Below are 13,031 nucleotides of genomic sequence, written 5' to 3' on the forward strand. Positions count from 1 at the left end.
CGTCAATGCTCCTGGGGAACGGTTGGTTTGGGGGTCTTGGCGCGGGGCGGGTGCAGAACGACGGGGCGCTCGGCCACCTCCGCACGGCGCTGGGCCATGCGTTCGGCCGCACGGGTGCGGTCTTTCACGTCGCCGGCGAGTTGTCCGCAGGCGGCGTCGATGTCGTCACCGCGCGTCTTGCGCACGGTGGTCACGAGGCCCGCTTCGCTCAGCGTGCGGGCAAAGGCCAGCACGCGCGCTTGCGGCGAGCGCAGCAGGCCCGAGGCCGGAAACGGGTTGAACGGAATCAGGTTGAACTTGCACGAGACGTCATGCTTGCGCACGAGTTCGATCAGCTGCCGCGCATGCTCGGGCTGGTCGTTGACACCATCGAGCATGCAGTATTCGAAGGTGATGAAGTCGCGCGGCGCATGCACGAGGTAGCGCTTGCAGGCCTCGAGCAGTTCGGCGATCGGGTACTTGCGATTGAGCGGCACGAGGTCGTCGCGCAGCGCATCGTTGGGCGCATGCAGCGAGACAGCCATGGCCACGGCGCAATCGGTGCCCAGGCGGTCGATCATCGGCACCACGCCGGAGGTCGACACGGTGACACGGCGACGCGACAGCCCGTAGGCGTTGTCGTCGAGCATCGTGCGCAAGGCGGGCACCAGCGCCGAGTAGTTCTGCAGCGGCTCGCCCATGCCCATCATCACCACGTTGGAGATGACGCGCTCATTGCGTTTGAGGTGCTTGCGCAGGAAGTGCTCGGCGAACCAGAGCTGGGCGACGATCTCGCCCGTGGTGAGGTTGCGGCTGAAGCCCTGATGCCCGGTCGAGCAAAAACGGCAGCCCACGGCGCAACCGGCCTGCGACGACACGCACAGCGTGCCGCGATCGTCTTCGGGAATGAACACGGCCTCGACCGCATCACCACCGCCGACGTCGAACAGCCACTTGATCGTGCCGTCCTTGGATTCATGCTGCGTGAGGACCGACAGGGCCTCCACGCGCGCGGTGGTCGCGAGTTTCTCGCGCAGCGACTTCGCCAGATCGGTCATCTGGGTGAAGTCGCTGGCGCCACGCTGGTGGATCCAGCGAAACAGCTGCGTGGCGCGGAATTTTTTCTCGCCGAGTTTTTCGCAGAACGCAGCCAGCCCGTCGAGATCGAATTCGAGCAGATTGGCTGTGGTCATGAATTCAGGCGAGAAACGGCTTCAGCGTGCGTAGACGTTGAGGCCGGCGAAGAAGAAAGCGACTTCGGCGGCAGCCGTTTCGGGCGCGTCCGAGCCGTGAACGGCGTTGGCGTCGATGCTGTCGGCGAAGTCGGCGCGGATGGTGCCGGCGGCTGCCTTCTTCGGGTCCGTGGCGCCCATCAGGTCACGGTTCTTGGCGATGGCGTTCTCGCCTTCGAGTGCTTGCACGAACACGGGGCCCGAAATCATGAACTCGACGAGGTCCTTGAAGAAGGGACGCTCCTTGTGCACCGAGTAGAACTGTTCGGCTTCGGTGCGCGACAGGTGAACCAGCTTGGCGGCGACAACCTTGAGGCCGGCAGCCTCGAAGCGGGAGACGATCTTGCCGATGACGTTCTTGGCGACGGCGTCGGGCTTGATGATGGAAAGGGTACGTTCGATAGCCATTGAAGTGCTTCCTGAGCTTTGATTTTGAAGTGTTTTGTCACAACTGCAGCGAATTTGTTTCGCGGCCCGTCGACAAAGCCTCTGATTTTAACCGGCGCGACCTGCGGGATTGGTGAAAACCCCGCGAAAGGCCGCGCTGCGACGGCTGGTTTTCAGCGTCCGCGGCGGCGACTGCCGGCCGGGCCGCCGAAGCCACCACCACCTTGCGAGCCGCCACCACCGCCGCGACGTCCCGGGCCGCTGCGCTGCTCCTTGCGTTGGCGCGAGAAGCTGTCGGCACCGATGTAACCAAGCGAGGTCTTCATCGGATCGGGCTGGTTCGCAGCGCCGCCGCCACCACCGCCACCACCTGGCGCCCGGTTGCCACCGCCGCCCTGCCCTTGTCCCTGGCCGCCCTGACGATTGCCCGGACCGGCGTTGCCGCGGCGCCCCTGCTGTGGCGGGCCGCCGTTGCCGCCGCCGCGGTTGGGGGGACCACCGCGCCCGCCGCGCTCGCCACGCGGCGGACGACCGTCGCCCAACGGACTCGGGATCGGCGCCTCGCGGCCTTCGCCGCGCGCTTCGCGCGGCTGGCCGCCGCCCATGCCGCCGGCGTTGTTGCCGGTGCGGTTGTTGTTGTTGCCACGGCGCTTCTTGTTCCGACCGTTGCGACCGCCGCCCTCCGGACCGCTAGGGCCACGTTGCTGCTGCGGAGCCGGGCGCGCCTGCGCGCCGCCGGAGGCCTGGAACAGCGCCTGAATGTCGCGCTCGTCGAGCTCCATCCAGGCACCGCGCTTGAGGCCGCGCGGCAGCACCATCGCGCCGTAGCGGATGCGGATCAGCCGGCTGACCGCATGGCCCACCGACTCGAACAGGCGGCGCACTTCGCGGTTGCGGCCTTCGGAAATGGTCACGCGGTACCAGCAGTTGGAGCCTTCGCCACCACCGTCTTCGATGGTGCCGAACTGCGCCATGCCGTCGTCCAGGCGCACGCCCTCGAGCAGCTTCTTCTTTTCTTCGCTGGTGAGCGCGCCCAGCACGCGCACCGCGTACTCACGCTCCAGGCCGAAGCGCGGGTGCATGAGCTGGTTGGCCAGATCGCCGGAGCTGCTGAACAGCAGCAGGCCTTCGGTGTTCAGGTCGAGCCGACCGACCGATTGCCACTTGCCCTGCTGCAGACGCGGGAGCTTGCGGAACACCGTCGGGCGGTTCTGCGGGTCGTCGTGCGTGACGACCTCGCCCACGGGCTTGTGGTACGCGATCACGCGCGGCGGCGGCGGTGCGATGCGGTAGCGGATCGGCTTGCCGTTGATCTTGACCTGGTCGCCGTACTGGATGCGCTGGCCGATGTGGGCGGGCTCGTTGTTGACCGAGATGCGGCCCTGCAGGATCAGTTGCTCCATCTCGAGGCGCGAACCGAGACCGGCCTGCGCCAGCACCTTGTGCAGCTTGGGCGAATCGGCTTCGGGCAGCAGCACGCGCTTGAGCGGCGGCACCTCGGGGCTCTCTTCGTCGGCATCGAACTGGCCGGAAATGACGTCGGAGAAGCGGATCGGCTCGGGCGGCAGCGCGTTGCGCTGCTCGCGCTCGGCGGCGCGACGGGCACGGTCGAGGTCGTCTTCCTCTTCGTCGGGCTCGTCTTCCTCGTCGTCTTCATCATCGTCCGCGCGGTCGTCGTCCTGATCGGACGCCTGGGGACGCTTCGTTTCGACCGGTGCGGGCTCGTCTTCGTCGGCCGTCGCGGCTTCGGCAACCACGGGCGCCACATCGGGCTCCACCGTCGCGGGAGCTTCGGCCGCAGGAGCGACTTCCGCCGCGCTTTGCAATTGCTCATCGGCAGCCGGAACCTCCACCACCTTTTTCTTGCGGGGCGCACGCGGCTTCTTCAGCGCTGCCTCGGCTTCGGCCTCTGTTGGCTCCGCGGGCGCAACCACGGATTCGACCGCAACCTCCGTCGCCTGCTTGGGCGTGGCTGTCCGCTTCCGCTTCTTGACTTCGGGTTCGACCGGCAGCTTGGCTGCGTCGTCGGTGTCGGATGAGCTCATGGGGTTTTTCCGGGAGAAACAGCGTGGGGGTCGTGGGGATCGGTCTCGTCCGCTGCGGGGGACGAGACGTCGGATTCGGGTTCTTCAGGCGCGGCGGCCACTTCGGGTTCGGCGGATGGCTCGCCGGTTTCTGGCTCGGACGCCGGCGGCGCCTCATCTACAGACTCAACGGCCTCATCGCCTTCGGTGATCGCCACCACCTCTTCGGCAAACTCTGCCGCATCGGTCGAGACGACCTCGGCCAGTTCAGCCGACTCGGGCGGCGCATCGACCATGGCAAGTTCAGGCTGCACGCCCTCTTCGGCCGCGGGCTCTGCAGCTTCTGCAGCAGCCTCGTCCGCCGCGTCGATGTCCATCGGCAGCCCCGGCTGGTCGCCCGAGGCCTGCTGCAGCGCATCAACCAGCGCGGCCTGCTGCGCGGGGGTTTCCACCAGCGGCAATTGGTCGAGCGAGGCCAGGCCCAGGTCGTCGAGGAACTGGCGCGTGGTCGCAAAGAGCGCGGGCCGGCCGACCGTTTCGCGGTGGCCGATCACCTCGACCCAACCGCGGTCTTCGAGCTGCTTCAGGATCAGCGAGTTGATCGTGACGCCGCGGATGTCTTCCATGTCGCCACGCGTGGCCGGTTGCCGGTAGGCAATGATGGCCAGCGTTTCGAGGGCAGCGCGCGTGTAGCGCGGCGGCTTTTCGGGATGCAGGCGATCGAGGGCATCGCGCATCTCGGGCCGGCTCTGGAAACGCCAGCCGCTGCCGACGCTCACCAGCTCCAGGCCGCGTTGCGCCCAGTCTTCCTGCAGCTCGAGCAACAGCACCTTGATGGTGTCCACACCCAGCTCGTCGTCGAACAGCACGCGCATGTCGCGCACCGGCAGCGGCTGGCTCGAACAGATCAAGGCGGTTTCGAGAATGCGCTTGGCATCCGCCGTATTCATGGTTCGCGTTATCCGGAAAAAGGCGCCTGGCGACGCTTGTTCAGATGGATGGAAGGGGAAGGCGTTGCCGGCACGCGGCGAGTGCAACGCAAGGCCGGCATCGGGTGGCCGGCGCGGCCCTCGGGCCGTCAGGCGCGATTGTAATCCAGCCCCCAGGTCTGCAAAGCCTGGGCCAGATCGGGCGGCGGCGGCGAACGGAACTCCATCGCCTGCTGCGTGACAGGATGCACGAACGCCAGCCGGAACGCGTGCAGTGCCTGCCGCGACAGCCCCACCGCGGGCGCGCCGCCATAGAGCGCATCGCCGACCAGCGGATGACCGATCGACGCCATGTGCACGCGGATCTGGTGGGTGCGGCCGGTTTCGAGGGTGCAGCGCACCGCGCAGCCCTCGGTGTGGCTGTCGAGCCGCTCGATCAGCGTGCGCGCGGTCTTGCCCGCGTGGCGCTCCAGGTCGACCACGGCCATGCGCAGCCGGTTGCGCGGATCGCGGCCGATCGGCGCATCGACTTGCCGGGCCGCCGCGCCTTCCCAGGCCTTGTGCCCCATTGCCAGGTACTGGCGCTTCACGTCGCGCGCGGCGATCAGCGCCACCATGGCGTCCATCGCAGCCCGCGTGCGCGCCACCACCATCAGGCCGCTGGTGTCGCGGTCGAGGCGGTGCACGATGCCCGCGCGCGGCAGCAGTACGGCCTTCGGGTCGAGCGCCAGCAGCCCGTTCAGCAGCGTGCCGCTCCAGTGGCCCGGCGCCGGATGCACCACCAGACCGGCTGGCTTGTCGATGATCCGCAGGTGTTCGTCTTCGTGAACGGTGACCAGGTCCATCGCCTCGGGCCGGAAGGCCTGGCTCTGGGGCGTGGGCCGCAGTTCGATGCGCCCCGACTGGCCGACGCGCACCGTGGCAGAAACCTTGGTGAGCGTGCGCCCTTGCAACTCGACGGCGCCGGCCTCAATGAGTTGCTGAAGGTAACTGCGCGAGAACTCGGGCACCAGCACAGCCAGCGCGCGGTCGAGCCGCTGGCCGTGCTGCGCCTGGTCGATGGCGAAGGGCCGCAGCTCGCTGGGCTCCGCGAGATCGGCACCCTCTTCAGGTTCAGGCCCTTCCGGAGGATCGGTGAGGGGGTCGGTCGATATAATTGAGGGCAACTGTTTCACGAAAGCCGTATGTGATGTTTCGCGCCAAATTATCGGTCCCTGCCTGGATCGCGCTCAGCGCGGCGGCCCTTCTCGTCGCCGGCTGTGGTTCCACCACCAAGGAAGACAAGACCGCGAACTGGAGCCCCAACCGCATCTACTCCGAAGCCAAGGACGAAGTCGGCTCCGGCGCCTACGACAAGGCGGTGCCGCTGTACGAGAAGCTCGAAGGCCGCGCCGCCGGCACGCCGCTGGCCCAGCAGGCCCAGCTCGAGAAGGCCTACGCCCAGCACAAGGCCGGCGAAAAGGCCAACGCCATCGCCACGCTCGACCGCTTCATGAAGTTGCACCCGGCCAGCCCGGCGTTCGACTACGCGCTCTACCTGAAGGGCGTGATCAACTTCAACGACGACCTGGGCATGTTCGCGTTCCTGACGCGCCAGGACCTGTCCGAGCGCGACCAGAAGGCCGCCAAGGAATCGTTCGAATCCTTCCGCGACCTCGTGACGCGCTTCCCCGAGTCGCGCTACGCGCCCGACGCGCGCCAGCGCATGAACTACATCGTGAACTCGCTCGCGCAGTACGAAGTTCACGTGGCCCGCTACTACTACTCGCGCGGCGCCTACCTGGCGGCCATCAACCGGGCGCAGATCGCACTGGCCGACTACCGCGAAGTGCCGGCGCTCGAAGAAGCCCTGTACATCATGGTGAAGTCGTACGACGCACTCGGCATGAAGGACCTGCGCGACGATGCCCAACGCGTGCTGACCACCAACTACCCGAAGAGTTCCTACCTGGCCAACGGTTTCAAGGGCAAGGACGATCCATGGTGGAAGCTCTGGTAACCCAGAACCAGCCGACCACTTCGGTAGATATCAGTAAGGTTTCTTGAGCGCGTCGATCGCGCTCTCGAAATCCGCTTCGGTTTCCAGCCGGCGCATCGGCGGCAACGCCGCCAGCAGCCGCCGGCCATAGCCCATCGCCACGAGGCGCGTGTCGCAGATCGCGAGCACGCCGCTGTCGGTTTCACGGCGAATGAGGCGCCCTGCCCCCTGTTTCAATGCCACGGCCGCTTCGGGCAGCGAGTAGTCGCTGAACGAGCTGCGCCCCTGCGCTTCGAGCCGCTGCGAGCGCGCCTCCACCAGCGGGTCGTTGGGCGGCGGGAACGGCAGTTTGTCGATCACCACGAACTGCAGCGCGTCGCCCGGCGCATCGAAGCCTTCCCAGAACGACGCCGACGCGACCAGCACGCAGCCCGCGCGCCCGTTGCTCGCGCCTTCGCGAAAGCGGTCCATGAGCACGCGCTTGGGCAGCTCGCCCTGCACCAGCACCTCGGGCCGCGCCTCCGTCTGGAGCAGCTCGAACTGCTGACGCATCGCATCGCCGATGGTGCGCAACGCGCGCAGCGTGGTGGTGAGCACCAGCGTGCGCCCACCGAGTTCGGCGGCGCCATGCGCGGCCAGCTTGGCCACCTGCTGGCTGTGCGTGGGATCGTTGGGTTTCGGAAAAGCCCGCGGCACGTAGATCGCGGCCTGCGAGGCGTAGTCGAAGGGGCTCTGCACGCGCAGCACTTCGGCGTCGCGCAGGCCGCAAGGCTCGGTGAACCACCGCAGCGTCGGGTCGTCACCCAACGTGGCGGAGGTGAAGACCCAGGCGCGGCGGCTGTCTTCCGGCGGTGGCGGCGGGACAGCGCCGTGCTCGGGGTCTTCGTCGTCATCGCCCTCATTCCCGTATGGCAAGTCGGACTCCACAGGCTCTTCGGTCAGCTTGAGCACCCGCTTGCGCATTGCATCGGCGATGTCGAGCGGCGACTCGATCAGGCGCAATTGCGTGCCCACGTCGACCCAGCGCACCGAGTCGAGTTCGCACGGCTGCGCGAAACGCGCGGTGCGCTTCGCGAGCTGGCGCGCGCGCTCGTGCAGGCGCACGAAGTCGGGCGAGATTTCGCTCACCGTGTCCAGCCCGTCTGAGGCCTGCACGAAGGCGTCTTGCAGGTCGTCGAGCGCGCTCTGCCAGGCCTCGGCATTCACGCCCTCGGGGGCAGGCCCCACCCAGCGCAGCTTCGCGCCCGGCCATTGCTTGCCGACCACCAAGCGCAGTTCGCGCGCCGCGCGTTCAACACCCGCCACCAGCTGCTGCCAGTCGACCAGCCCGCGCGCGTGCTGCAGGCCAGCGCCGAGCATGTCGCGTGCGAAATCGAGCGCCTGGCCGCTGCCGAGTTGCGCGCCCAGAAACTGCACGCCGGTTTCGTTGAGCTGATGCGCCTCGTCGAACACGACGACGCTCACGGTCGGCAGCAGCTCGGCCATGCCGGTCTCGCGCACCGCGAGGTCGGCAAAGAACAGGTGGTGATTGATGACCACGATGTCGGCCGCGAGCGCCTCGCGTCGCGCCAGGTTGACGTGGCACGACTTGAACTGCGGGCATTGCGCGCCCAGGCAGTTCTCGCGCGTGGAAGTGATCAGCGGGATCAACGGCGAACGTTCGTCGAGCCCCGGCAGCTCAGCCAAGTCGCCGGTGCGCGTGGCTTTCGACCACTGCTCGATCTTCGCCAGCGTGCGCAGGCTGCCGCGTTCGGGCAGCGAGGCGTCGTGGCGCGCCATGTCGAGCCGGTGCAGGCACAGATAGCTGCCCCGCCCTTTCAGCAGCGCTGTGCGTATCGGCAGTGCGAAGGCTTCGACGAGCCGCGGCAGGTCGCGGCCAAACAGCTGGTCTTGCAGGGTCTTGGTCGCGGTCGAGAGCAGCACGCGCTCGCCGCTCAGCAATGCGGGAACGAGGTAAGAAAACGTCTTGCCCACGCCGGTGCCAGCCTCGACCACGAGAATGCCGCCGTCGGAGATGGTGCGGGCCACGGCCATGGCCATCTCGGTCTGGCCGCCGCGTTCGCGGAACTGCTCGGCGGCCTGCGACAGCACCCCGTCCTGCGCGAACGCGTCGCGCACCTGGTCTTCGAGCGGCGACGTCACGCCGGCTCTTTCGGGTCGAGCGCGTTCTCGAGCTGCGCGATCTGGTCGCGCAGGGCGAGGCGGCGCTTTTTCAGGCGCCGCATCAGCAATTCGTCCGGCGGCGCACCGTCTTCCGAGAGCCGGTCGATGGTGGCGTCGAGGTCGGCATGCGCCATGCGCAGCTCGATCAGCTGACGGGAAAGGGAATGAAGATTGGAGTCCAACGGTGAGGGTGCGCGTGCCGCATGGGGCCGCGCGTGTTCATTCGATAATACGTCCTGACACGAACCCCAGAGAAGACAGAAAGCGCGCCTCTGGCGCCCCAGCGCTCATGACCCAAGGCTTTCGACTCGCCGCCGCCACCGGCCTCCACAAGGGGGACCGCCCCTACCAGCAGGACCAGGTGCTGTTGATGAGCCACCCCCGCACGCCAGGCTGCGTGCTCGGCGTCATCGCCGACGGCATGGGCGGGCGCAGCGGCGGGCGCAAGGCGTCCGACCAGGTGCTGATGACTGCGCGCCAGCTCTTCACCCGCTACAGCCCCGAACGCGACGACCCCGCCGTCGTGCTGCGCCAGTTGCTCGAAGACGCCCACACGGTGATCAAGCTCACGGCGCTGTCGAGCGAGCAAGAGCCGCACAGCACGCTGGCCGCTTTCCTGATGACCCCCCAGGGCGGCTGCGCCTGGATTCATGCGGGCGACTCGCGCATCTATCACTTCAACGACGGGGCGCTGGTCAAACGCACGCGCGACCATTCGTATGTGCAGGCACTGGTCGATCGCGGCCAGATCAGCGAGGCCGAGGCCAACATCCATCCGCAGGGCAACATCCTGCTGGGCTGCCTGGGCATGACGACCACGCCGCCGCCCGTCGATCCCCACCACATTGCCAAGCTGCAGCCGGGCGACCTGCTGATGGCCTGCAGCGACGGGCTCTGGCACTACTTCTCGCCCGAGGAACTGGCCAGCGTGCTCTACGCGCAGCCGCCGCGCGATGCGGTGGAAATTCTGGTGGGGGAAGCCCGACGCCGTGCGCGGGGCACAGGCGACAACATCTCGATCGCGGTGCTCAAGCTCGACCCGCTGCCCGCGGCGGCCTGAGCGCCCTTCCCTTTTTTCAGGGCGAAGAAGTCGCCGGCGGCAACGGCGCACCGCGCGGCTTGGTCCGCTCGGCGTTCTGACGCTCGCGGCTGGCGCGGTGTTCTGCCGCCCGCTTCTGCTTCTCTTCGAAGCGCGAGGCTACCGCCGGTGCTTCGGCGCGGCGCTGCGCCGCCTTGGCCTGCTCATCGGCGTGGGCCTTCTGCTTGCCCTCGAACTGGCGCTGGCGCGCGTCCGCGTCGGCCGCCGTCGCAGCACGGCTCGCCGCGTGGTCGGCGGCACGCTGTTCGCGCGCCTTCTGGTCTTCTTGCGACTTCTCGCGCTGTTCGCGCGAATCCTGCGGGCGCTGATTGGCGGCCTTCTGGTCAAGCTTCTGCAGCTCGGCCGCGCCGCTGCGCTGGCGCTGGATGTCGTTGATCGCGGTTTCCTGCCGCTTGATGTGGTCGGTTTCCTTGCGACGGCGGCTGCGGCTTTCGCGCAGGCAGTCTTCAACCGCAAACTTCGCGTAGCAGGCCGCGCGCTCCTTCGCGTAGCGCGACTCGATGGCCTCGCGCTCGGTGGCCAGGCGGCTGCGTTCGGCTTCGAGGTCGGCGCTGCCCGAGGCCGCATTGGACTGGGCCCAGAGCGGCAGGCTGGCCAACGCCAGGAACAGGGCAAGAGCGGTTTTTTTCATGTAAGTCGGGTGTCGACGATGCGGCGTTCCAGGGCGAGGAATTCGCTCGACTGCATTTCGGTGAGCCGGGACACCGTGCGCGGAAACTCGTGCGCCAGCGGGCCCTCCGTGTACAACGCCTCGGGCGGCACCTCAGCCGACATGATGAGCTTGCAGCGCCGGTCGTACAAGACGTCGACCAGCCAGGTGAAACGGCGTGCTTCCGAGGCCATGCGCACCGGCATGTGGGGCACGTCGGACAGCAGCACGGTGTGGAACTGGCTCGCGATCTCGAGGTAGTCGTTCTGCGAGCGCGGACCGCCGCACAGCGTCTTGAAGTCGAACCACACCACGCCGCCGGCCTTGCGCCGCGCGCGGATCTCGCGCTGCTCGATGTGCAGGATCGGGTTTTCGTCCGCCGTCTCGGCCAGCTTGTCGAAGGCGTGGCGCAATTCCTTCTCGGCCGCCGCGTCGTTCGGCGTGAGGTACATGCGCAGTTGCTCCAGCGTGCGGCGCCGGTAGTCGGTGCCGTTGTCCACGCTCAGCACTTCGAGCTTCTGGTTGAGCAGCGCAATGGCGGGCAGGATGCGGTCGCGATGCAGGCCACCCGGGTACAGGTCGTCGGGTTTGAAGTTCGAGGTGGTGACAAAGCCCACGCCGTTGTCGAAAAGCGACACGAGCAGCCGATGCAGGATCATCGCGTCGGTGATGTCCGCGACGTGGAACTCGTCGAAGCAGATCAGCTTGTAGCGCTTGGAAATTCGCAGCCCGAGCTCGTCGAGCGGGTTCACGGTGCCCTGCAGGTCGCGCAGTTCGCGGTGCACCTCGCGCATGAACTCGTGGAAGTGCAGGCGCGTCTTGCGCCGCAGCGGCACGGCGTTGAAGAACAGGTCCATCAGGAAGCTCTTGCCGCGTCCCACGCCGCCGTACATGTAGACGCCGCGCGGCAGCTCCGGCCGGTTGATGAGCTTCTTCAGCGCATTGGAGCGCCGGGCCTTGTACTCGCCCCACTCGGTGGCGCAACGGTCGAGCGCCTCGACGGCCGCGAGTTGTGCGGGATCGCTCTTGAACCCGCGTGTCGCGAGTTCCGCTTCGTAAGCCTGTTTGACGCTCAAGGGATCGGATCGCTTCAAAAATGGAGAGCCCCGACCGCCCCGCGAGGGTCGATCGGGGCCGGGTTCGCTCAAGAACCGGAGATCAGAAGTTGAGCGTGCGCTTGTCCACGGCCAGAGCCGCTTCCTTGGTGGCTTCCGACAGCGACGGGTGCGCATGGCAGATGCGCGCGATGTCTTCGGCGCTGGCCTTGAACTCCATTGCCACGACGGCTTCGGAGATCAGTTCGCTGGCCTGCGGGCCCACGATGTGCACGCCCAGGATCTCGTCGGTGGTGGCGTCGGCCAAGAACTTGACCATGCCGGTCGTGTCGCCCAGCGCGCGTGCGCGGCCGTTCGCCAGGAACGGGAAGGTGCCGGCCTTGTAGGCGCGGCCCGCGGCCTTGAGCTGCTGCTCGGTCTGGCCGACCCATGCGATCTCGGGGCTGGTGTAGATCACCCACGGCACGGTGTTGAAGTTCACGTGGCCATGCTGGCCCGCGATGCGCTCCGCCACGGCCACGCCTTCTTCCTCGGCCTTGTGCGCCAGCATCGGGCCGCGCACCACGTCGCCGATGGCCCACACGTTGGGCAGGCTGGTCTTGCAGTCGTCGTCCACGGCGATGGCGCCGCGTTCGTCGAGCTTCAGGCCCACGGCTTCGGCGTTCAGGCCGATGGTGTTGGGCACGCGGCCGATCGAGACGATCAGCTTGTCGACTTCCAGCGTCTGGGCTTCGCCCTTGGCGTTGGTCCAGGCGACGCTCACGCCCTTCTTCGACGACTTGATCTCGCCGACCTTGACGCCGAGTTCGATCTTGAGCTTCTGCTTGTCGAAAGCCTTCTTGGCTTCCTTGGCGATCTGCTCGTCCACGGCGCCGAGGAAAGTCGGCAGCGCTTCGAGCACCGTGACTTCGGCACCGAGGCGGCGCCACACCGAGCCCATTTCGAGGCCGATGACGCCCGAGCCGATCAGGCCCAGCTTCTTCGGCACCGCGCCGATGCGCAGCGCGCCGTCGTTCGAGAGGATGTTTTCCTCGTCGAACGGCGTGCCCGGCAGTGCGCGGGCGTTGGAGCCCGTGGCCAGGATGATGTGCTTGCCGCTGATCGATTCTTCGGCAGCGCCTGCCACCTTGATCTCGTAGCCGGCTTCGTCCGCCTTCACGAACGAACCGCGGCCGTGGAAGAAGCTGATCTTGTTCTTCTTGAACAGGTACAGGATGCCGTCGTTGTTCTGCTTCACGACCTGGTCCTTGCGGGCCAGCATCTTCTCGACGTCCAGGCCGAGGCCTTCGACCTTGATGCCGTGGTCCGCAAAGTGGTGGCCGGCCTGCTCGAAGTGCTCCGACGATTGCAGCAGCGCCTTCGACGGGATGCAGCCGACGTTGGTGCAGGTGCCGCCCGGTGCGGGGCCGCCCTTGCCGTTCTTCCACTCGTCGATGCAGGCCACGTTGAAGCCGAGCTGCGCAGCGCGGATTGCCGCGATGTAGCCGCCAGGACCGCCGCCGATGACGACGACGTCGAATTGCTTGTTTGCCATCT

12 protein-coding genes are annotated in these 13,031 nt (G+C 67.4%); 2 read left to right on the top strand and 10 right to left on the bottom strand.

The features are described 5' to 3' along the window. Positions 1-2: 2 nt before the first annotated feature. The 5 genes from rlmN to IG196_RS17810 all read right to left on the bottom strand — a co-directional run bounded on the left by rlmN (position 3) and on the right by IG196_RS17810 (position 5,717). Positions 3-1,172: a 23S rRNA (adenine(2503)-C(2))-methyltransferase RlmN gene (gene rlmN, locus IG196_RS17790; RefSeq protein WP_192192179.1), complete on the bottom strand. Its 1,170-nt coding sequence runs from the start codon at positions 1,170-1,172 to the stop codon at positions 3-5. Between the two features lie 21 nt (positions 1,173-1,193). Beyond that, positions 1,194-1,619 carry a nucleoside-diphosphate kinase gene (gene ndk / locus IG196_RS17795; protein WP_192192180.1) on the bottom strand — a complete coding sequence of 142 codons (426 nt, stop codon included), beginning with the start codon at positions 1,617-1,619 and terminating at the stop codon, positions 1,194-1,196. 152 nt (positions 1,620-1,771) lie between these two features. Then, positions 1,772-3,643, bottom strand: a complete 1,872-nt coding sequence (locus IG196_RS17800) for a pseudouridine synthase (RefSeq protein ID WP_192192181.1) — start codon at positions 3,641-3,643, stop codon at positions 1,772-1,774. After that, a complete protein-coding gene (gene scpB, locus IG196_RS17805) occupies positions 3,640-4,572 on the bottom strand; it encodes an SMC-Scp complex subunit ScpB (protein ID WP_192192182.1) in 933 nt (310 codons plus the stop codon). Before scpB ends, IG196_RS17800 begins: the two co-directional genes overlap by 4 nt. A gap of 128 nt (positions 4,573-4,700) precedes the next feature. Continuing rightward, on the bottom strand, positions 4,701-5,717 hold the full coding sequence (locus IG196_RS17810; protein WP_225617087.1) for an RluA family pseudouridine synthase: 1,017 nt from the start codon (positions 5,715-5,717) through the stop codon (positions 4,701-4,703). Between the two features lie 23 nt (positions 5,718-5,740). On the opposite strand from IG196_RS17810, the gene IG196_RS17815 reads away from it, so the two are divergent. Further along, positions 5,741-6,550 carry an outer membrane protein assembly factor BamD gene (locus tag IG196_RS17815; protein WP_153283897.1) on the top strand — a complete coding sequence of 270 codons (810 nt, stop codon included), beginning with the start codon at positions 5,741-5,743 and terminating at the stop codon, positions 6,548-6,550. Positions 6,551-6,580: 30 nt separating this feature from the next. Here IG196_RS17815 and IG196_RS17820 read toward each other — a convergent pair whose 3' ends face one another. Both IG196_RS17820 and IG196_RS17825 read right to left on the bottom strand, forming a co-directional pair. Then, a complete protein-coding gene (locus IG196_RS17820; protein WP_192192183.1) occupies positions 6,581-8,671 on the bottom strand; it encodes an ATP-dependent DNA helicase in 2,091 nt (696 codons plus the stop codon). Further along, the gene (locus IG196_RS17825) at positions 8,668-8,874 is read right to left on the bottom strand and encodes a YdcH family protein (protein WP_101490056.1); all 207 of its coding nucleotides are present in this window, start codon (positions 8,872-8,874) and stop codon (positions 8,668-8,670) included. The genes IG196_RS17820 and IG196_RS17825 overlap by 4 nt, the downstream gene beginning before the upstream one ends. 107 nt (positions 8,875-8,981) lie before the next feature. Here IG196_RS17825 and IG196_RS17830 point away from each other — a divergent pair, with 107 nt between their 5' ends. Next, positions 8,982-9,752 carry a PP2C family protein-serine/threonine phosphatase gene (locus tag IG196_RS17830; RefSeq protein WP_101490055.1) on the top strand — a complete coding sequence of 257 codons (771 nt, stop codon included), beginning with the start codon at positions 8,982-8,984 and terminating at the stop codon, positions 9,750-9,752. A gap of 16 nt (positions 9,753-9,768) precedes the next feature. Here IG196_RS17830 and IG196_RS17835 read toward each other — a convergent pair whose 3' ends face one another. The 3 genes from IG196_RS17835 to lpdA form a co-directional block, all read right to left on the bottom strand. Then, a complete protein-coding gene (locus IG196_RS17835) occupies positions 9,769-10,422 on the bottom strand; it encodes a hypothetical protein (RefSeq protein ID WP_192192184.1) in 654 nt (217 codons plus the stop codon). Beyond that, entirely contained in the window at positions 10,419-11,516 is a 1,098-nt protein-coding gene (zapE, locus tag IG196_RS17840) for a cell division protein ZapE (protein ID WP_101490053.1), read from the bottom strand. Before zapE ends, IG196_RS17835 begins: the two co-directional genes overlap by 4 nt. An 82-nt stretch (positions 11,517-11,598) precedes the next feature. Next, a complete protein-coding gene (gene lpdA / locus IG196_RS17845; RefSeq protein ID WP_099790092.1) occupies positions 11,599-13,029 on the bottom strand; it encodes a dihydrolipoyl dehydrogenase in 1,431 nt (476 codons plus the stop codon). Positions 13,030-13,031 lie beyond the last annotated feature (2 nt).

Source organism: Variovorax sp. 38R (genome assembly GCF_014843395.1).
GTDB classification, from domain to species: domain Bacteria; phylum Pseudomonadota; class Gammaproteobacteria; order Burkholderiales; family Burkholderiaceae_C; genus Variovorax; species Variovorax paradoxus_H.

Excerpts from the sequence above, each read along its gene's own strand:
- lpdA (WP_099790092.1), bottom strand. The coding sequence starts at position 13,029 with ATGGCAAACAAGCAATTCGACGTCGTCGTCATCGGCGGCGGTCCTGGC.
- rlmN (WP_192192179.1), bottom strand. The coding sequence starts at position 1,172 with ATGACCACAGCCAATCTGCTCGAATTCGATCTCGACGGGCTGGCTGCG.
- IG196_RS17815 (WP_153283897.1), top strand. The coding sequence starts at position 5,741 with ATGTTTCGCGCCAAATTATCGGTCCCTGCCTGGATCGCGCTCAGCGCG.
- scpB (WP_192192182.1), bottom strand. The coding sequence starts at position 4,572 with ATGAATACGGCGGATGCCAAGCGCATTCTCGAAACCGCCTTGATCTGT.
- IG196_RS17835 (WP_192192184.1), bottom strand. The coding sequence starts at position 10,422 with ATGAAAAAAACCGCTCTTGCCCTGTTCCTGGCGTTGGCCAGCCTGCCG.
- ndk (WP_192192180.1), bottom strand. The coding sequence starts at position 1,619 with ATGGCTATCGAACGTACCCTTTCCATCATCAAGCCCGACGCCGTCGCC.
- IG196_RS17800 (WP_192192181.1), bottom strand. The coding sequence starts at position 3,643 with ATGAGCTCATCCGACACCGACGACGCAGCCAAGCTGCCGGTCGAACCC.
- IG196_RS17830 (WP_101490055.1), top strand. The coding sequence starts at position 8,982 with ATGACCCAAGGCTTTCGACTCGCCGCCGCCACCGGCCTCCACAAGGGG.